General features: G+C 38.1%; 16 protein-coding genes. 12 read left to right on the top strand and 4 right to left on the bottom strand.

The window, feature by feature from the left end:
* Positions 1–2 precede the first annotated feature (2 nt).
* On the top strand, positions 3–1829 hold the full coding sequence (locus ND811_RS02145; protein ID WP_265350582.1) for an ABC transporter transmembrane domain-containing protein: 1827 nt from the start codon (positions 3–5) through the stop codon (positions 1827–1829).
* Here ND811_RS02145 and ND811_RS02140 read toward each other — a convergent pair.
* Genes ND811_RS02140 through ND811_RS02130 form a run of 3 tightly spaced genes read right to left on the bottom strand, consistent with a single transcriptional unit; the run spans position 1803 to position 4201 of the window.
* Positions 1803–2699 carry a ParB/RepB/Spo0J family partition protein gene (locus tag ND811_RS02140; protein WP_265350583.1) on the bottom strand — a complete coding sequence of 299 codons (897 nt, stop codon included), beginning with the start codon at positions 2697–2699 and terminating at the stop codon, positions 1803–1805. The genes ND811_RS02145 and ND811_RS02140 overlap by 27 nt on opposite strands.
* 4 nt (positions 2700–2703) lie before the next feature.
* Entirely contained in the window at positions 2704–3465 is a 762-nt protein-coding gene (locus ND811_RS02135; RefSeq protein WP_004786472.1) for a ParA family protein, read from the bottom strand.
* Positions 3458–4201, bottom strand: coding sequence for an RsmG family class I SAM-dependent methyltransferase (locus ND811_RS02130; protein WP_265350584.1), 744 nt, complete (start codon positions 4199–4201; stop codon positions 3458–3460). Before ND811_RS02130 ends, ND811_RS02135 begins: the two co-directional genes overlap by 8 nt.
* Positions 4202–4259: 58 nt before the next feature.
* Between ND811_RS02130 and ND811_RS02125 the strand changes: the two genes are divergently transcribed.
* Positions 4260–4985 (top strand): hypothetical protein, encoded by a 726-nt coding sequence (locus ND811_RS02125; protein ID WP_265350585.1) that lies wholly within the window; start codon positions 4260–4262, stop codon positions 4983–4985.
* Between the two features lie 330 nt (positions 4986–5315).
* Here the strand turns inward: ND811_RS02125 and mnmG are convergent, their stop codons facing one another.
* On the bottom strand, positions 5316–7190 hold the full coding sequence (gene mnmG / locus ND811_RS02120) for a tRNA uridine-5-carboxymethylaminomethyl(34) synthesis enzyme MnmG (protein ID WP_265350586.1): 1875 nt from the start codon (positions 7188–7190) through the stop codon (positions 5316–5318).
* Positions 7191–7359: 169 nt separating this feature from the next.
* On the opposite strand from mnmG, the gene ND811_RS02115 reads away from it, so the two are divergent.
* The 10 genes from ND811_RS02115 (at position 7360) to ND811_RS02070 (ending at position 19514) form a co-directional block, all read left to right on the top strand.
* Complete coding sequence (locus ND811_RS02115; protein WP_135745196.1) at positions 7360–8283, top strand: branched-chain amino acid transaminase; 924 nt, start codon at positions 7360–7362, stop codon at positions 8281–8283.
* A 6-nt stretch (positions 8284–8289) separates the two neighbouring features.
* Positions 8290–9222: a hypothetical protein gene (locus tag ND811_RS02110; protein ID WP_135745195.1), complete on the top strand. Its 933-nt coding sequence runs from the start codon at positions 8290–8292 to the stop codon at positions 9220–9222.
* A gap of 217 nt (positions 9223–9439) precedes the next feature.
* Positions 9440–10765 (top strand): chromosomal replication initiator protein DnaA, encoded by a 1326-nt coding sequence (dnaA, locus tag ND811_RS02105; protein WP_265350587.1) that lies wholly within the window; start codon positions 9440–9442, stop codon positions 10763–10765.
* A gap of 246 nt (positions 10766–11011) precedes the next feature.
* Complete coding sequence (gene dnaN / locus ND811_RS02100; protein ID WP_004786738.1) at positions 11012–12130, top strand: DNA polymerase III subunit beta; 1119 nt, start codon at positions 11012–11014, stop codon at positions 12128–12130.
* Positions 12130–13233 (top strand): DNA replication/repair protein RecF, encoded by a 1104-nt coding sequence (gene recF, locus ND811_RS02095; protein ID WP_265350588.1) that lies wholly within the window; start codon positions 12130–12132, stop codon positions 13231–13233. Before dnaN ends, recF begins: the two co-directional genes overlap by 1 nt.
* Entirely contained in the window at positions 13230–13553 is a 324-nt protein-coding gene (locus ND811_RS02090) for a DciA family protein (RefSeq protein WP_265350589.1), read from the top strand. Before recF ends, ND811_RS02090 begins: the two co-directional genes overlap by 4 nt.
* A 78-nt stretch (positions 13554–13631) precedes the next feature.
* Positions 13632–15551, top strand: a complete 1920-nt coding sequence (gyrB, locus tag ND811_RS02085; RefSeq protein WP_265350590.1) for a DNA topoisomerase (ATP-hydrolyzing) subunit B — start codon at positions 13632–13634, stop codon at positions 15549–15551.
* A 19-nt stretch (positions 15552–15570) separates the two neighbouring features.
* The gene (gyrA, locus tag ND811_RS02080) at positions 15571–18096 is read left to right on the top strand and encodes a DNA gyrase subunit A (protein ID WP_265350591.1); all 2526 of its coding nucleotides are present in this window, start codon (positions 15571–15573) and stop codon (positions 18094–18096) included.
* A gap of 9 nt (positions 18097–18105) precedes the next feature.
* Entirely contained in the window at positions 18106–19119 is a 1014-nt protein-coding gene (locus ND811_RS02075) for a tRNA dihydrouridine synthase (protein WP_265350592.1), read from the top strand.
* Positions 19120–19130: 11 nt separating this feature from the next.
* A complete protein-coding gene (locus ND811_RS02070; RefSeq protein ID WP_265350593.1) occupies positions 19131–19514 on the top strand; it encodes a PilZ domain-containing protein in 384 nt (127 codons plus the stop codon).
* Positions 19515–19577: the final 63 nt, after the last annotated feature.

Here is a 19577-nt window from a genome sequence, read left to right as displayed (position 1 = left end):
CTTTGCAAACACCTGACCGACCTAAGTCAAAAAATCTCCGTGTCCTCTCTAAAACTTTTTCTTATTTAAAACCTTACAGGTTCCAAATGGCCCTCTCTTCTTTTGCCTTACTTTTTACGGCCGGGGTAACGTTGGGACTTGGACAAGGATTACGACATTTGGTCGATGCAGGATTTTCTGCGCGATCCAAACAAGAATTAGGTTACTCACTTGCCTTTATTATTTTAGTGGGAATCTTTCTTGCGATCGGAACTTACATTCGTCATTATACAGTTTCTTGGATCGGGGAAAGAGTGGCCTCTGACATTCGAAGAGACGTATTCAAACATATCATCTTCATCCATCCTAGCTTTTTCGAAGTTAATTCACCTGGTGAAATCCAATCACGAATCACAACCGATACTACACTTATCCAAACTGTCATTGGATCTTCCGCATCCATTGCCCTTCGTAATGTTTTGATGTTTGTTGGAGGGATCATTTTTCTTTTTATCACAAATGCAAAACTCACAATGATCGTTCTTTTGAGTGTTCCCTTCATTGTGTTTCCCATTTTGTTCTATGGAAAAAAAGTTAGAAATTTGTCTCGGACAACTCAGGACAAAATTGCAAGTATTGGAACTTATGTAAGTGAATCTCTTCTCAATATAAAAATCCTCCAGTCTTTTCATCACCAAGATGAGGACATTCAAAAATTTTCCAACACAGTTGAGGCAGCTTTCGATGTGGCTGTAGCTCGCATCAAACAAAGAGCTCTACTAATCGGAGCTGTCATTTTATTTATCCTAACAGGAATTAGTGTGATGCTTTGGATTGGTGGGACAGATGTACTCGAAGGAAAAATAACCGGCGGGGAACTTATCGCATTTTCCTTTTATGCAATCATGGTTGCCAATAGTGTCGGTGCTGTTTCCGAAGTTCTTGGTGATTTGCAAAGGGCAGCCGGTGCTACCGAACGATTGATGGAACTACTTTTATCCGAATCAGAAATTAAAGATCCAAAATTTCCAATGCCTATCACAGAAGTATTTCATTTAATGGATGGAAATGGATCACTTTCCTTTAATGTCTCTTCTAAACAAAAAGGACTAAAAATCAATTTAGAGCATTTAGAGTTTTCGTATCCATCAAGGCCTGAACATAAAGCCATTCGAGGGATCCACTTAGAAATTCCAGCAAACAAAACCACAGCTCTTGTTGGTCCATCCGGTGGTGGAAAAAGTACACTCTTTGAACTAATCCTCAGGTTCTACGATCCCACTTCAGGAAAGATTTTAATCGAAGGTGTAGACCTGAAAGATTTAACTTTAAAAGATTTGCGCTCTCTCATAGGATTTGTTCCGCAACAACCCATCCTCTTTAGTGGAACTTTGCGAGAGAATATTGCCTATGGAAAACCAAATGCAAGTTTTGAAGAAATTGAAAAAGCAGCAACAAGTGCCTATGTCACAGAATTTCTAAACCAACTTCCTGATGGATACGAAACCAATTTAGGACATTTAGGAACAAGACTCTCCGGCGGACAAAAACAAAGAATCGCCATTGCAAGGGCCATCCTCCGCAATCCAAGAATTCTTTTATTAGATGAAGCAACTTCTGCTCTCGATTCTGAATCAGAACAAATGATTAAGAGTGCTCTGGATTTTTTAGTGAAGGAAAGAACAACAATTATGATTGCTCATCGACTTTCCACGGTTGTGAAATCAGATCAAATTGTTGTGATTAAGGAAGGGGAGATTGAGTCCGTCGGAACCCATGACGAACTCATCAAAAAAAGCGAATTGTATGAACGATTGGCGAAATTACAATTTCACACCGAGCTGCTCTAAAATTCTTTCCATATCATTTAAGTTGGCGTAAGAAAAAACGATCTTACCTTTTCCACTCGTTTCATTGTGAGCCACTTCCACTTTGGAACTGAATTTGTTTCTGAGTTTGGATTCTAGTTTTACAATACTTGCATCTCGTTTATCAGCACCAAAAGAAGAGGACTTTGATTTTTTATCTGGATGTAATAGGTTAGAAACAAAGTTCTCTACCTCTCTGACATTCCAGCCTTCTGCGATCACTTTCTGACCCACTTCTAATTGTTTTTTGGGATCAGGAATGGAGAGAAGGGGACGAGCTTGACCTTCCGAAAGTTTCCCTTCTTTCACCAAATCTTGTAATAATTTAGGAAGTGAAAGAAGACGAATTAAGTTAGAAATGGTAGCTCTGTTTTTTCCCACTCGGGTCGCAAGGTCAGTTACCTTTAATCCACGTTTGTCGATGATTGCTTGGTAAGCCAAAGCCTCATCCATAGGATTTAGATTTTCTCTTTGGATATTTTCGATGAGCGCGAGTTCCATCATATCCGCTTCGGATAGATCACGAACTATTGCTGGAATTTTTGCAAAGCCAGCAAGTTTACATGCACGTAATCTTCTTTCTCCCGCTACCAAAAGAAATCCAGAACCCGAAGGATTTTTTTGTACAACGATTGGTTGGATCACTCCATGTTCTACAATCGTATTGGACAATTCTTGGATGGATACATCGGAGAATTGTTTTCTTGGTTGGTGTGGGTTTGGTAAAATTTCTGTGACTTTGATTTCTCGAAGACCGGTTTGTTCGTCTTTAGAAATCTCTACGTTGTTTTCATTTACTGGAATTAAATTCCCAAGACCTCTTCCTAAAACTTTACCTTTGCCGAGTGCCATAACTTTATGCCTTCCCTACAATTTCTTCCGCTAAACTTTTATAACTTTTTGCACCCACACCATCTGGATCATAGTAGTTGATCGGCTTTCCAAAAGAGGGTGCTTCTGATAATTTTACATTTCTTGGAATTACAGTTTCATAAACTTTCTCTTTGAAATAGTTACGAACATCTTCTGCAACTTGGTTTGCTAAGTTGGTTCGTTTGTCATACATAGTAAGGAGTACACCTTCGAGGGTAAGTGATGGATTCCATTGTGACTGTACAAGAGAAATGATACGCATTAATTGCGAAAGTCCCTCGAGTGCAAAGTACTCTGTTTGCAAAGTGATCATCACGGACTGAGAAGCACAAAGGGCATTGATCGTGAGAACACCAAGAGAAGGTGGACAATCAATTAAAATATAATCATAAGATTCTTTTACTGATGCCAAAGCATCTTTCAATTTGAATTCCTTTCTTTCCATTCCAAGAAAATCCACTTCCAATCCTGAGAGGTTGATGTTGGAAGGAATGATATCCAAATTGTTTACAAAAGTTTTTTGCACAGCTTCTCTCGCTGAAAGTTCACCAATCAAAACTTCATAAGTAGTTTTATTTAAAGACTGCACTTCCAACCCAAGACCAGAACCTGAGTTCCCTTGTGGATCGATATCAAGGAGCAAAACTTTTTTTCCCAAATCAACAAGATTGGATGCCAAATTGATCGCTGTTGTCGTTTTACCGACTCCACCTTTTTGATTACTGATCGAAACGATTTTACCCATTCTTGCTCTTAGTCTCCTTAACGATTTCTTTCCAGTCGCGGGGGAATCCCTTTTTAGGAAGGGAATTCTTTTGTAGTATTTTTATATGTCTCTTTCCCACAAACTCTAATTCGGGAATGGGAATTTCTTTTTTCATAAAGAAACCATTGTTGCTTAGGACCTCGGTTTCTTTTTCTAAATCTTGGTAGGGTTGTGCAAGAAAGGGACATAAGATTCCTTTATGTTTCACCATTCTCGTCGTTACTTCAGCGATGTATGGATAAGGAACCATCGCTCTCGAAGTCACTACATCAAAATTTGAATTAATTTCCTCTGTTCGAGCGTAGATAAACTCGACTCGTTTTTTCACTTTGGAAAGAGTTCCCGTTTCGATTTCTGCTTCGAGAAGTGCAAGTTTCCGTTTTTGAGAATCGACGAGAAAAACATGCGGCGCTTTTTTTAAAAGAGCAAAGAGAAATCCGGGAAGGCCGGGGCCTGTTCCTACATCCGCTAGGTTTGTTTCACGTGAAACATATCCGGTAATTTTCAGTTTCCAAACAAAGATCAAAGATTCTATAATATGTCTCTCGAGAATCTTCTCTGAATCATTTCGAGAAAAGAATCCACCTTTCTCGTTGTCTCGTTTCAGAAACTCATAAAAGTGTTTCACTAATTCCCAATCAAACTCTGGCTCCAACTTGGGAAACAAATCTGGGATGATGGATTGGATTTCTTCTTGGATGGTTTTTTCTGACATAATCGTATTATCGTTTTAATTGAATTCGCCGATGTCTCCTGTAGGAGAACTCTTTTCCATGATTCGAATCATTAGTTTTTTAATCATCCTTTCCTTTCCCATTTTAGGTTACACACCGGGCAAGTGGTCCCACAAAGATGCTTACCTATTTAAAAAAGTAAAAAAAGTTCCGAACAAAGAGATCGTCCGTAACGGCGAGGGTCAGGTTGTTTATGTCGCGGAATATGAATACAACAGTGACGGAAAATTAATCACCGAAACTTATTCTGATAAAGAGGGGAAGGGAGACGGAAAAACTACTTTCCGTTATACAGATGGTTTGCTCTCGAGCGAAGAAGTTTATGATAATGGCGGACACTTAGTTGAAAGAAAGGATTTCCAATTCAAAGGTCGAGCTCTGAAGAAAATGAATGTAAAAGATGGCGAAGGGAGATTACTGATTGTTTATTCGATTGAGAGTGATGGCGAAGGAAATGTTTTTGCTGCTGAAGGCAAAAACTTAGAAACCAAGGACAATGAATCTTTCCGATTTCAAATCGATCCTAAACGTCCGAATGTTCAAATTCAATATCTCACTGATGACAAAAAGAAAGGTCTTGGTGAAATCCATTTCAAGTTTGATACAAAAGGAAACTTAGTCGAAAGAGAATTCTTCCAAGGTGAGACTCGACGTGTGCACAAATTAAAATACAGGGCAGATGGAAGTTTGGAGTCCCATTCGTTTCACGTGAAACAAGGGGACAACTGGATCCTCGAAAAAACCCACGTGCTTGTCTACGATTAGATAGATTTTCAAAAAGATTGTAAGGATCGGTCTAGTAATCAAAGGTTCAAATTCGGTAATTTAAAAACAAAGAATATTAAGTATTGATCTTAAAAGACTCTCAAAGTAATTGAGCGAAAGGTTTATCTGGATTCAAAGTTTGATTTCAGATAGTTAAAAGTTCGGGTCATTAGTCTTTCAAAAATCTGCCTTTGAGATTCTATAATGCACCTCAAAAGCTTTTTAAATTGCGAAGATCGATTCGAAGAAATCCAAAAATAAAAAAAGCCAAGAAGGAATATCCCTCTTGGCTTTTTTTATTTTAAGGAAGGTTCGGCGTTTGTTTTTTAGTTATCGTCTATCCACCAAATGATAGAGCAGAAGATCCACATCGGAAGGATCCACACCTGATATATGAAGAGCATTTTCTAAATTCATAGGTCGATGTTTTTCTAACTTTACTACGGCTTCTGTTTTGAGTCCTTTCACACTAGCGTAATCAAAATCATTCGGAATCTGAAAGTTTAAAAACTTCTTACGGTATTCAATCGTTTCCAACTCTCGTTTTAGATAACCTTCGTATTTGATTTCCATCTCCAAAACTGCTTTTTCATCTTCATTTAAAATGGAGAGTTCAGAGACCATAGGCTCAATGTCTCCAATTTTGATATCAGATCGTTTCAAAAACGAAGCAACTGTGTGACCAAATTTATAATTGGTGATCTTCTTTTCTTCCAGGACCTTCGTAAGTTCGTCGGATGGTTTCATTGCCGTCACAAACATTTGTGTTTTGATTTTATCGATCCGAGCATAACGATCTTTCATTTCTCTAAAGAGTGACTCATCAACAAGTCCCATCTCATATCCATATTGCATCAGTCTTTGGTCAGCATTGTCTTGGCGAAGGAGTAGGCGATATTCGGCTCGGCTTGTGAACATTCGGTAAGGATCTTCCACACCTTTATAAACCAAATCATCCACAAGAACTCCGATGTAAGATTCACTTCGTTTGAAAAGAATCGGCTCTTCTTTTCTTACAGAACGAATCACATTATATGCAGCAACAAGTCCTTGTGCCGCCGCTTCTTCATAACCAGTGGTTCCATTGATTTGACCTGCATGATAAAGACCTTTTACTTTTTTAGTTTCGAGTGTTGGATTTAGTTCTGTCGGATCTACAAAATCATATTCGATAGCATAACCCGGACGCATGAGTTCTACTTCTTCCAAACCTTTGATACTTCGAAGAAACTTCCATTGCACTTCCTCAGGCAAACTTGTGGAAACTCCATTGAGATACATCTCGTTGGTTTCATATCCTTCCGGTTCGATAAAAATTTGGTGACGGTCTCTTTCTGCAAACCGAACCACCTTATCTTCAATTGAAGGACAATACCTTGGGCCAATACTTTTGATCTGACCCGAATACATCGGCGAGTATTCTAAATTTTGTTTGATGAGTTCATGAGTGGTGTCGTTGGTATAAGTGATATAACAAGGAATTTGTTTGCGATCGATTTTCTTTGTAGAAAAAGAAAAGGGGCGTGGGTTCTCATCACCATCTTGTACATCGAGTCCATCAAAGTTGATAGAATTTTTATGAACACGAGCAGGGGTTCCTGTCTTTAATCTTCCGAGTCGCAATTCAAAACGAGCCAGTGTATGTGAAAGTCCTTTGGTTGTAGGTTCCCCAATTCGACCTGATTCTTTTTGGTAAGTTCCAATATGAATCACACTCGAAAGAAAAGTTCCAGTGGTTAAGATCACATGATTTGTATAAAAAGTAAATCCACGACCAGTGACGACACCAGTCACCTGGTTTCCTTCCACGATCAAATCTTCTACGGTGTCTTGTCTGATAGATAGAGTTTTTAATTTTTCCAACTGATGTTTGATCATAAGTTGGTATTGTTTTTTCTCAGCTTGTGCACGCGGTGCCCAAACGGACGGACCTTTCGATGTGTTTAACATCTTAAATTGAATTCCCGTTTGATCAATCACCCGACCCATGAGTCCACCGAGTGCATCCACTTCTCGAACCATATGTCCTTTGGCAATTCCACCGATGGCTGGGTTACAACTCATCTGCCCGATGGTATCCAAGTTCATCGTGATAAGTAAAGTTTTGAGTCCAGCTTTGGCAGAGATATAAGCAGCTTCAGTTCCGGCGTGACCGGCTCCGACAACGATACAATCAAATTGGTTGGGATAAAAGGATGGATTCATATTATGTCTTCTTAGTGATTCAGTTCTTATAAAAAAGCGAGGGAGAGAGATTAGAGAATCTACTCCTTAGAACGATATCAAAATCATCGGCCTAAGCTTCGAGAGAAAAAAAGATAAAATTCATTTTCTAATTTTGAAACTCCAGAAGATTGGAGTGATAGGAATCTCAATGGCTCAGAATTCATTCCCTTATACATACTTCGAAGGAAAAATCGTTCCTTCCGAGGACGCAAAAGTCAGTGTCCAAACCCATGCATTACAATATGGGACAGGCGTCTTCGGTGGAATCCGTGGATACTACAACGAAGCTAAAAAAAATCTTTATGTCTTCCGATTGCCAGACCACTGCAAACGACTTGTGAACTCTACAAAGATCATGCAGTTGCAAATCCAAATCACACCGGAAGAGATCCAATCCATCATCTTGGATCTCCTTCGAAAAAATGAAGCCAAACAAAATGTATACTTAAGACCTTTCATTTATACTTCTGCCTTACAACTCTCACCAAGGTTCCATGATGTAAAAGCAGACATCACCATTTATGCATTGAAGTTGGATGATTACCTCGATACACAAAACGGACTAACCACTATGGTTTCCTCTTGGCAAAGATTTTCTGATAACCAAATTCCAACTCTTTCCAAAGTGAGTGGTGGGTATGTGAACTCAGCTCTTGCCAAATCAGAAGCCGTTCAAAATGGAATGGATGAAGCTATCTTTTTAGATGCGAGAGGATTTGTATCAGAAGGTTCTGCAGAAAATCTTTTTATTGTTCGTGATGGAGTGATTCATACACCAACCATTCCATCTTCAATTTTAGAAGGGATTACTCGTCGTAGTATCATTCAAATTGCAAAAGACCTAGGTTACCAAGTAATCGAAAGAGACATTGCACGTTCCGAACTTTATATCGCTGATGAATTATTTTTTTCGGGCACAGGTGTACAAGTGGCTTGGGTGAAAGAAGTGGATCGTCGTGTGATCGGTAATGGGAACATCGGACCCATCACTAAAAAAATCCAATCCATCTTTTTTGAAGCAGTTCGTGGAGAACAACCGAACTATATGAATTGGCTGACTCCGGTATACTAAAGACCAATGGCCGATGCTTTGTTTTCATTCGACCAAGTTTCAGGCCAAGATGTAGCACTGACTTATCTAAAATCTTTTTTAAAAGATAGGTCACGAATTCCTGGTTCTATTATTTTTTACGGACCCGATGGAGTGGGGAAGTGGACAGCAGCAGAAAGATTTGCAAGACAACTCCTTTGTTTAGAAGGAACCTCTTGTGGAGTTTGTGATTCCTGTCGCCAATTCATGAAAGGAGTCCATCCCGACTTCATTCAATTTCCCAGAAGAAAAAACATTGCCATCGGAAAAGAAAAAGATCCAGAAGACTTTACCATTCGTTGGTTGTTATCAGCTCGGATTCCATTCAAACCACATACTTCCGAATATCGTGTTGTATTATTTCCTGAAGCAAATCGAATTAATAACGAAGCAGAAACAACTCTTCTAAAAACTTTAGAAGAACCTCCACCTCATACAAAGTTCATTCTCATCGTTAACGATTTAAAAAACTTAAAACCAACCATAGTGTCTCGTTCGGTTTGTGTTCCCTTCAATTATCTCACACAAGATGAAATCAAAAAGATTCGTAGAAATGAAATGACCGAATCCAAACTTTACTATGGTGGATCCCTCAACCCTTTTGAAATCTCTGATGAGTTTTTGGAAGAGTGGCATGAGAATGTAAGAGAACATTGTCACGATTCGATTTTACTTTTTAAGTTGGAAAACTGGGTGCGTGACCAACTCGGAGAATTTCGATCTAATAAAGAAGGACTTACTGGAATAGATTTTTTAGAGATGATTTGTTTATTACTACTTTATGAGTACAGACAAAAAAACTTTGAAGCCAATGTAGGAAGGATCGAAGCCATCTTAGATTTTAAAATGAAACTGCATTATGAAATTCCTGCACTCGAGTATGTTCTTTTATCACAATTATTTTTAAGACTGGCGACTTAATTAAAAAATGATTTTAAACATCATTTGAATATTGATCTAAATAAAGAACACCTAACAAGAATTACTAGAACATATTCTGTCAAACCAATAAAGTGACATAATTTTTTTATCCGGTTCGACTATTTTTTCTAGTTTGGATCGTTTTCCGATTTTTCATTTGAATTCTACCTACTTGCTAAAAGTATAGTACCCGATTTCACATTTAGGGCGGGGAAACTTGGACAGACGTTGGGAAGAAATTTTAGAAGAAATATCGAAACAGATACCTCCCAAGTACTTTTCCAATTTCATTGCACCACTCAAATTCGAAAAATGGGACAACCAAGTGGTTCACTTGACGGCTCCATCGACGGGAATCAAACGCCACGTGGAAACGAAGTATACGACTTTCATTGAAGACGCCGTTTATCAAGTAGTAGGTGATCGTTTTCGAGTTTCTATTTTAGCGGAATCAGAAACCTCCGCACAAATATTTAAGGAAGTCATACAATCGAAATTTGATGAATCTGACTCGGACCTAAATCCAGAATTTATTTTTAGCAATTATATCACTTCTGATTCCAATCGCATAGCTTATACAGCTGCGAAAAGTGTGGCAGAACAACCAGGGAAATACAATCCACTATATATCTTTGGACCTGTTGGTGTGGGAAAAACTCATCTTCTACATGCCATCGGAAACGAGATCAAAAAAAAGGATCCTTGGAAGACCGTTCGGTATGTAAACAGTACCTCTTTTTTAAATGAATTTATTTTCACCGTTCGTCAAAATAACCGTGAGTCACTTGAATCTTTTAAAATTCGATACCAGTCTTACAATGTTCTCCTCTTTGATGACATTCAATTTCTGAATGGTGGGGCTGAAAAAACACAAGAGGAGTTTTTTGCACTCTTCAATTTTCTTTATGATAGAAAACGCCAAATCGTCATTGCATCCGATAGACCTAGTTACGAACTTCCGTTACACGAAAGGTTAAAATCTCGATTTGTACACGGTCTCCAAGCCGATATCAAGTCGCACGACTTGGCACTGCGAATCGAACTTTTGCGAGCCAATTTTTCTGAATTCAATATTCCTGCGAGTGACAAACTTTTGCAGTGGCTTGCTGAACGATTGGAAGGGGATTCCCGCGCTCTGATTGGAATCGTAAACGATTTAGTTTTATACAAAAAGGCCTATGAATACTTTTTACTCACGGAAGAGAAAATTCAGGAAATTGCCGAAGCACGTTTTCTTACGAATAAAAAACGAATTGGATTCAGCCCAGATATGGTCATTGATCTTGTCTGCGAAAGATCCAATGTCGCTCGCAAGGATTTGTTAGGGAAGAGTCGGAAAGCCGATTTCATCCCGCCTAGGCATTTGTGTATGCTCCTCCTTCATGATGTACTACATGTTCCGAAAGCACAAATTGGCAGAATTTTTTCGACCACACATTCGACCGTCATCCACGGAATCGATAAATTCAAAGAGCGTATGAAAACGGATCCACAATGGGAAGACCTGTTTCATACCATCAAACACAAGATAAGTTTCCAATAACCTGTGATTAATCCGACCATTACCTGTCGATAAACTGTCGATAGGACATAGTCAGTCCTTATTGTCCCTTAAGTTTTCCTGAACCTGTTCAAAGTGACATAAATATTGACAGTTGCAAAAAGGAAAAAACCTGACATAATTCAATAAAAATTGATGTTTCCAGGCTTTATCGACATACTGACAGAACCAACGGAAACGACATAATATATATAAAGATATATAATATAAATAAGAAGAAGAGGAAAAATGAAATTCACTGTCAATACTACAGAATTCCTAAAAGCAATCAACTCAGTGGATGGAGTCATCTCAGTTCGAGAGATTAAATCGGCTCTCTCCAATCTCAAAATCCAAACAGGTGAGAATGAAGTTTATCTTTCTGCTACCGATTTAGAGATCGCAATCAAAACTTCTGTTCCATCGACCATTGGAGAAAAGGGAACAGCATCTTTACCTGCGAAACAACTATCGAGTATTTTTAAAAACTTAAACTTTGATACAAGTTTACTCACAACGACAGACCAATCAGAAAACTCAGAGACAACCATCACTGATGCCAGTGGCAAGATGGACACTAAGTTTAAAGTCAATGGTATTGATTCAGAAGATATCAAAACAATTCCGAAAGTAGATGAGACAAGCGTTGTTGAATTTCCTTGCCAAACCATTCGTGAGATGTTTCGTAAAACTTCTTATGCTATGGCAATTGAAGAAACAAGGTTTGTATTCAATGGTTTATTTTTAAAACCAGACAATACAGATCTGATTGTTGTGGGAACCGATGGACGTCGTCTTTCTAAAATTGTTCGTAAGTTTCCAAAACAATTTCCATTCAAAAATGGTGTGATCATTCCTCATAAAGCGGTTCGTGAAATGCTTAAGATGATGGAAGGAAAGGAAACTGCTAAAATTGGATTTGTAGAAGAACAAATTTATGTTTCTTCTGGAAACGTAGAACTTCTTTTCAAATTGATTGATGGTAACTTTCCTGATTATGAACAAGTCATTCCAAAACAAACTTCAGAATCGGTTCGAGTTGTAAAAGCTGACTTTTTAACTTTTTTAAAACAAGCTCTCATTTCTGCGGAAGAACCTTCGAAACAAATTCGTTTGGCTTTTACTAAAGGAAATGTCAATATTAGCTCTTCCAATCCTGGAACGATGATGTTTGATCATAATATGCCAATTGAATACAATGGAGAAGCAATCACAATTGCCTTTAAAGGTGATTATTTGAGTGATGTGGTAAAAGCTGTGGATGATCCTGAGGTCATTTTAGAATTCACAACTTCAAGTGCACCGGTTCTGTTTAAAGATCCTTCCGATAGTGATTTTGTTTCTGTCATTATGCCAATGAAACTTTAATGTTTCTAAAGAAAATTTACATAAAGAATTTTCGGAATCACGAAGAAACACAGTTAACATTCAAATCACGTCTTATCTTTTTTATTGGAAACAATGGAGAAGGTAAGACAAACCTTCTCGAATCCATTTCTCTGTTATCCTATTTAAAAAGTTTTCGCGAATCGGACCAAAACCAACTCCTTCGGTGGGATACAAAAGATACCTTCATACGTGCTGAATTTGAATCTGAAGAGAATGATTATTTATTTGAATATGGAATTGAACATTCTTATTCCAAAAGAAAAAAACTAAAAGTTAACGGGGAAGAGTTTAAAAAAATCTCTGACTATGTAGGATACTTTCGTTCGATTGTGATGAGCCCACCAGACATCCTTATCATTGAAGATGGAAATGTGGAAAGAAGAAGATTTTTAGATGCGTTTATTTCTTCCACCAATCGTTATTATTTAAAACAACTCATTGAATATGATCGTCTCTTAAAACAACGAAATGCCGCTTTGAAAAAAGATAATTCTACAGATCGAGAAATTGGAATCTGGGATGAACCTATCATTGAACATGATGCGGAAATTCGTGAAATCAGAACCAAAACCATTGAAACCTTAGCCGGTTACTTTCATAAAAATTTACAACAGTTAAGTTCTGGGAAAGATCCTTTCTTTTTAACTTACAAACCGAATATCTCTTCGAAAGAAGAACATAGACAAAAACTCATCGATAATCTTCGAAAAGACAGAGCGATTGGTTATACTAGTTGTGGAAACCATAGAGATACGTTGCCAATTGGATTTGATGATAAAGATTTAAGTGGGTTTGGATCCCAAGGACAAAAACGAAGTGCGGTTATCGCTCTTAAAACGGCTTGTTTCCAAATGATCCGTGATACTACGGGAGAAGCTCCGGTTTTGCTTATTGATGATATTATCAGGGAACTGGACGTCAAACGAAGAGAATATTTTGTGAATCTTATTTCTGAATGTGGGCAGGCATTTTTTACTACGACAGACTTGGAAGGAATTCATGAGTATGTTGGAAACCTAACAGTTGATAAAGAAATCTATCAAGTAGAAGGTGGAAAAGTGAAGGTTTTTTTAGAAAAATGAAAAAAGTAGAACTCCACGAACTCTTCCAAAGTTTGGAAAAAATGGGTATGGACAGGGAAGCTGTCTTTCGGGATCAGATTCTAAAAACCCTACGACTTTGTTGGAATGATATTGTTGGTGATTATTTTGGAAAACAGAGTTTTCCAAAATCCATTGAAGGTAAAAAACTCACAGTTGTTTGTCGTCACTCTATGATTTCCCAGGAATTGGAGTTTCAAAAGGCAGAACTTTTAGCGAAAGTGAACTCAATTACCGACCCAGTTTTATTGGAAAAAATTCACTTTAAAACGGGAAACGAATTTCAAAATCCTAGGTCTTAAGTCACTTAAATCCCCCCGTTTTCACTTGCCCTTCGAGGGTCTTTCTAGGATACTTCCTATAGGGTATCTTATAAATTTATGTCCAACGAAACCGATCAAAACGCCTATTCAGCCTCGAAAATCAAGATCCTAGAGGGTCTAGAAGCGGTCCGGAAACGCCCCGGAATGTATATCGGAACCCAAGATGAGTCCGGCCTACATAAGATGGTTTATGAGGTTGTGGATAACTCTGTGGATGAGGCAATGGCTGGCCATTGTACTGAAATTGATGTCCGCATTTTACCAGACCATATCATTGAAGTTCGAGATAATGGTCGCGGAATTCCTACAGGAATTCATCCGGACAAGGGTAAGTCTACCATTGAAGTAGTATTAACGATCTTACATGCCGGTGGTAAGTTTGAAAACGATGCTTATAAAGTTTCTGGTGGATTGCACGGGGTAGGAGTATCCGTTGTAAACGCTCTTTCTACTTATTTAGAAGTGGAAGTCCACCAAGATGGAAAACTTCATTATCAAAAATACCAAGCCGGTGTACCTGTTGAAGATGTAAAAATTATAGGAGAAACAACTCACCGTGGAACAGTGGTTCGCTTTAAGGCAGACGACACCATTTTTACAACTGTCGATTTCTCATTTGATACCCTTTCGGCTAGATTTAGAGAAATCGCTTTTTTAAACAAAGGGCTTCTGATTCGTATTGAAGACCAAAGAAAAGACGAAGTTGCTAAACATGAATTTAAGTTTGATGGTGGAATTGTTTCCTTTGTGGAATATATTACTGAATCAAAACATCCTCTTCATAAAGTTTTACACTTTGTGGGCGAAAAAGAAAATGTTTGGGCGGAGATTGCCCTACAGTACTGTGATACCTATAGCGAAAATATTTTTTGTTTTACCAATGCCATCAATAACAACTTAGGTGGAACTCACTTAGAAGGATTTAGAACTGCTCTCACAAGAACTCTAAACGACCACTTAAAGAAAGACCAAATCCTTTTCAAAAAACAACCCAATGGTTTACAAGGGGATGATATCAAAGAAGGCCTTTGTGCTGTGATATCGATCAAAATCCCACAACCACAGTTTAACTCACAAACAAAAGAAAAATTAGTTAACGCAGAAGTAAAAGGTCTTATGCAAACCATCACAGGAGAAGGACTCAATCGATTTTTCGAAGAAAATCCTGCTGTGATCAAAAAGATTTTAGAGAAATGTATTTTAGCATCCAAAGCTAGAGAAGCAGCAAGACGTGCACGAGATTTAACAAGAAGAAAAACTGTTTTAGAAGGTGGTGGTCTTCCTGGTAAACTCGCAGACTGTTCTGAAAAAGATCCTGAACATTGTGAATTGTATCTTGTCGAGGGAGACTCGGCAGGTGGTTCCGCGAAACAAGGTCGGGACAGAAATACCCAAGCCATCCTTCCCTTAAAAGGTAAAATCTTAAACGTCGAAAAAGCACGTTTGGATAAAATTCTTTCGAATGAAGAAATTCGAACCCTAATCACAGTTATGGGAACAGGAATTGGTGATGATGAATTCAATGTTGAAAAACTTCGTTATAAAAAAATCATCATTATGACAGATGCGGATGTGGATGGATCGCATATCCGAACACTTCTATTAACATTCTTCTTCCGTTATATGAAACCAATCATTGAACAAGGATCTTTGTTTGTGGCACAACCACCTTTGTATCTTTTGAAGTTTGGAAGAGAGTCTGTCTATGTTTACTCTGATAGGGAAAAGGAAGAAATTCTTAAAGCAAGACCCAATGACAAAGTTGTAATCCAACGATACAAAGGACTTGGAGAGATGAATCCAGAACAACTTTGGGATACGACTATGGATCCAAAAGAACGGGTTATGTTACAAGTGAAGTTACAAGATTTTGTGGAAGCAGAAGATACATTCAATATTCTTATGGGTGATGAAGTATCTCCACGCCGTCGTTTCATAGAAGCGAATTCTTACAAAGTTGCAAATTTAGATCTTTAATTGGAATTAGGATAAAAAAATGACCGAACAAAACGGCCAAGAGAACGAATCAAATAAAACCTTAGCACTGAATCTTTCTGGTAGACCAGACGTAGCGGGTGCACTCAAAGCCGGTGTGCGGGTCATTCCGGTTGAAATTGAAGATCAAATGAAGGAAGCTTACCTTGATTATGCGATGAGTGTCATTGTAGGTCGAGCCCTTCCCGATGTTAGAGATGGATTAAAACCAGTTCATAGAAGAATTCTTCATGCGATGAATGAAAGAGCCTGGAGATCAGATCGTCCTTATGTAAAATCAGCGAAAATTGTTGGGGAAGTGATTGGTAACTATCACCCTCATGGTGACTCGGCAGTTTACGAAACTATGGTTCGAATGGCCCAAACTTTTTCAATGCGAGAGACTTTGATTGATGGGCAAGGAAACTTTGGATCTGTCGACGGTGATAACGCGGCAGCCTATCGTTATACGGAAGCAAAACTTACGAAACTTGCGGAAGAACTACTCAAAGACATCGAAAAAAATACTGTTAGCTTTTCGCCAAACTTTGATGATACAAGACAACAGCCGGATGTATTACCAGCTAATTTTCCAAATATTCTGGTAAACGGTTCCACAGGAATTGCAGTGGGTATGGCTACCAATATTCCACCGCATAACCTAAAAGAATCAGTAAATGCTGTTATTGCTCTCATTCAAAATCCGGATATCACACTTCCGGAACTCATGAAAATTCTTCCGGGACCTGATTTTCCAACTGGTGGAACGATCATTGGTGGCGAAGGTTTATACCAAGCCTACGCCACAGGAAAAGGTTCCATTCGCATTCGATCTAAAGTTGATATCATCGAAAACAACAAAGGTCGTGAGATCATTGTCATCAATGAAATTCCTTACCAAGTGAATAAGAAGAACTTACTCGAAAAAATCGGGGAGCTTGTGAATGAGAAAATCATTGAAGGGATTTCTGAAATTTTGGATCTTTCGGATAGAAAGGGAATTCGCGTTGAAATCCATGTTAAAAAAGATGCAAATGCGCAAGTCATCCTAAATCAACTTTTCAAACTCACACAACTACAAGTGAGTTATGGAATTACAATGCTTGCGATTTTAAATAATCGCCCAAAAATCTTTTCTTTAAAAGAAATTCTTAAATCCTATGCGGATCATAGAAACGAAGTTATTGTCAAACGAACTGAATTTGATTTAGACAAAGCACAGAAAAGAGCACATATCTTAGAAGGACTTCGCATTGCGCTTGATAACATCGATGAAGTCATTCGTATCATTCGTGCATCCAAAGATGTAAAAGAAGCACAAAGTTCCCTCATGGCAACGTTCTCACTTTCTGAAATCCAAGCGGATGCAATTTTGGAAATGCGTTTGCAACGCCTCACTTCCTTAGAAGTTCAAAAGATTATCGAAGAATTAGAACAAGTGCGACTTCTTATAGCTGACCTAGAAGACATTCTTGCCAAACCAGAACGAGTTAAATCTATCATTTGTGAGGAACTTGGAAAAGTTTCCCAGTCTTTTGGAAACAATCGTACAACAGAAATTAGTTTAGAATCTTTAGAATCCTCAACATTTAATGCAGAAGATTTGATAGCAGATGAAGAAGTTGTAGTTCAACTTTCTGAAGACATGTTTATCAAACGCCTTCCAATGGATACCTTCCGTCGCCAAAAACGAGGAGGAAAGGGAGTCCAAGGAATCTCCACAAAGAGAGAAGACTTTGTTAAAAAACTCAGTAGTGCCATGACTCATGATAACTTAATGCTCTTTTCCAATAAAGGTAGAGCATTCCTCATGAAAGTTTATGAGTTACCGATTGCTACAAAAGAAGCACGCGGAAAATCACTAAAAGCAGTTATTAACTTAAATGATGATGAAATCATTACTTCCTTATTCACTTTTAGAAATTTTGACGAATCGTATTTGCTTATGGTTACAAGAGATGGATTTGTGAAAAAAATTCAATTGGATGAATTTACCAATACTAAAAAATCCGGAATTATTGCGATCGGACTACGGGAAGGTGATGAACTCATCGACGTGATTGCCAATCCAAATAACTTTGATGTGTTTATCGGAAGTAAAAATGGACTAGCGATTCGAATGAATTTGAATGAACTTCGCTCGCAAGGTCGAACTGCATCTGGTGTGACTGCGATGAAGTTGGAAGAAGATGATGCCATTGCAGGGATTACAAAAGTAGAACCGGGAACCAATTTATTCTGCGTATCCGAAAATGGGTTTGGAAAACGAACTGATTTTGAAGAGTTCTCTACCAAAGGTCGTGGTGGTAAAGGGATGACCTATTTGAAGATTGGTGAAAAAAATGGACGGGCTGTAGGCATTGCATCTGTAAAAGAAGAAGATGAACTACTTGTTATCACTCAATCTGGAATGGCAATTCGTGTAGAAGTCAAAACAATATCTATGGTGGGTCGTTCTGCTATGGGTGTCAAAGTTGTAAATACCAAAGATGATGACTTCGTAAAAGACTTTGCTGTCGTAAGAGATTCGGAGTCCGATTCGGAATAAAGAGGGTTTATGATTACCATCGGCGGAGTGACAATCAAGGGTGATGTTGTTCTTTCTCCGATGGCTGGTATATCTGATAGTCCTTATAGACAAATCACAAGAAGATTTGGCTCGGCATTTGCTTATACAGAATTTGTTTCCACAGAACAACTGCTCATTGGTAATACAAAGTCATTGTATATGTTTCGTTATTTAGAAACAGAACGACCCATTTTTTTTCAAATCTTTGGATCGGATTTAGACACAGTAGTCAATGCCTCAGAAATTGCGGCTTCCAAAAATCCAGATGTGATTGATTTGAATATGGGATGTTCTGTGGCAAAAGTTTCCCACCACGGTTCAGGGGCAGGTCTTTTACGAAATGTTCGTTTGGCTGGTGCTATGATTGAAGGGATTCGAAAAAAAACCGGACTACCTGTCACAGCAAAAATTCGCCTTGGTTGGGATTCCAATTCCTTAAACTATTTAGAAACAGTCAAAGTATTAGAAGGATCAGGGGTCTCTGCCATTTCTGTTCATGGCAGAACTAAAGCGATGGCATATACTGGTTTTGCTGATTGGAATGCTATTGGTGAAATCAAATCCAAAGCGAATGTACCTATCTTTGGTAATGGGGATGTGGCCAGTTTTTCTGAAGCAATGTTTAAGAAAAAAAAATACGGTGTCGATCTTGTATTAATTGGTCGTAAAGCCATTGGAAATCCTTGGATTTTTTCTGAAAGGCCAAAGGAAGTGGTTGGCTGGTTAGAAATCAAAGCTGTCATTTTAGAACATTTAAATCTAATGTTAAATTTTTATCCTTCAGATGATGATTATGCTTTGGTACTTTTTCGAAAGCACTTCATACGATATATAGAGAATACTGGTTTCCCCGAAGATACAAAAAGAGAACTTCTGGCAATTACCAATGTAAACCAATTTATAGATAAATTAGAATCAGTACAAATGGATTCTAAGTTTTTGGAAACAAGCGAAATAAAAAACGAGAATATCAACTGTGAAACATTTGTTAGTCTCGCATAGAGGAAGTTAAAATGGCCGATTCAAAGCAGTCAATATTTTCAGATAGTTATAGTAAATACGTTGGGGCTAAACAAAAACGAAAAGATGCACGTGTAAAGTTAGACGTACCTTGCACTGTTGAACTTGTAAAATCAAGAAATACACCAGTATCAGGTCACCTTTCCGATTTAGGAACAGGAGGACTTGCTTTCCAAACGACTGCCATTTTTTATGAAGGTGACCAAGTAAGGGTTCATTTTTCTCTTCATCAAAATCCTTTAGAAATAATAGGAACTGTACATCGAACTGCAGGAAAAACTACTTCAGTAATCTTTCAACCTTTGACAGCATCACAACACAAGATTGTTCAAGAATTCATCCACAAACATTACTTTGATCCAAAACTAAAAAAGTAATTAGGGTATGGGCAAAAAAAAAGCCTCCCGAAATCAGGAGGCTTTTTGAAGTTAAAAGCTAAA

The sequence above is a fragment of the Leptospira soteropolitanensis genome (genome assembly GCF_026151655.1).
In the GTDB taxonomy this organism is placed as follows: domain Bacteria; phylum Spirochaetota; class Leptospiria; order Leptospirales; family Leptospiraceae; genus Leptospira_A; species Leptospira_A soteropolitanensis.
The sequence above is the reverse complement of the archived record's forward strand: the minus strand, read 5'-3'. Positions and strand labels throughout refer to the sequence as shown.

Excerpts from the sequence above, each read along its gene's own strand:
- ND811_RS02125 (WP_265350585.1), top strand. The coding sequence starts at position 4,260 with ATGATTCGAATCATTAGTTTTTTAATCATCCTTTCCTTTCCCATTTTA.
- ND811_RS02070 (WP_265350593.1), top strand. The coding sequence starts at position 19,131 with ATGGCCGATTCAAAGCAGTCAATATTTTCAGATAGTTATAGTAAATAC.
- dnaN (WP_004786738.1), top strand. The coding sequence starts at position 11,012 with ATGAAATTCACTGTCAATACTACAGAATTCCTAAAAGCAATCAACTCA.
- ND811_RS02115 (WP_135745196.1), top strand. The coding sequence starts at position 7,360 with ATGGCTCAGAATTCATTCCCTTATACATACTTCGAAGGAAAAATCGTT.
- ND811_RS02110 (WP_135745195.1), top strand. The coding sequence starts at position 8,290 with ATGGCCGATGCTTTGTTTTCATTCGACCAAGTTTCAGGCCAAGATGTA.
- gyrB (WP_265350590.1), top strand. The coding sequence starts at position 13,632 with ATGTCCAACGAAACCGATCAAAACGCCTATTCAGCCTCGAAAATCAAG.
- ND811_RS02140 (WP_265350583.1), bottom strand. The coding sequence starts at position 2,699 with ATGGCACTCGGCAAAGGTAAAGTTTTAGGAAGAGGTCTTGGGAATTTA.
- ND811_RS02135 (WP_004786472.1), bottom strand. The coding sequence starts at position 3,465 with ATGGGTAAAATCGTTTCGATCAGTAATCAAAAAGGTGGAGTCGGTAAA.
- mnmG (WP_265350586.1), bottom strand. The coding sequence starts at position 7,190 with ATGAATCCATCCTTTTATCCCAACCAATTTGATTGTATCGTTGTCGGA.
- ND811_RS02075 (WP_265350592.1), top strand. The coding sequence starts at position 18,106 with ATGATTACCATCGGCGGAGTGACAATCAAGGGTGATGTTGTTCTTTCT.
- gyrA (WP_265350591.1), top strand. The coding sequence starts at position 15,571 with ATGACCGAACAAAACGGCCAAGAGAACGAATCAAATAAAACCTTAGCA.
- ND811_RS02130 (WP_265350584.1), bottom strand. The coding sequence starts at position 4,201 with ATGTCAGAAAAAACCATCCAAGAAGAAATCCAATCCATCATCCCAGAT.
- recF (WP_265350588.1), top strand. The coding sequence starts at position 12,130 with ATGTTTCTAAAGAAAATTTACATAAAGAATTTTCGGAATCACGAAGAA.
- ND811_RS02090 (WP_265350589.1), top strand. The coding sequence starts at position 13,230 with ATGAAAAAAGTAGAACTCCACGAACTCTTCCAAAGTTTGGAAAAAATG.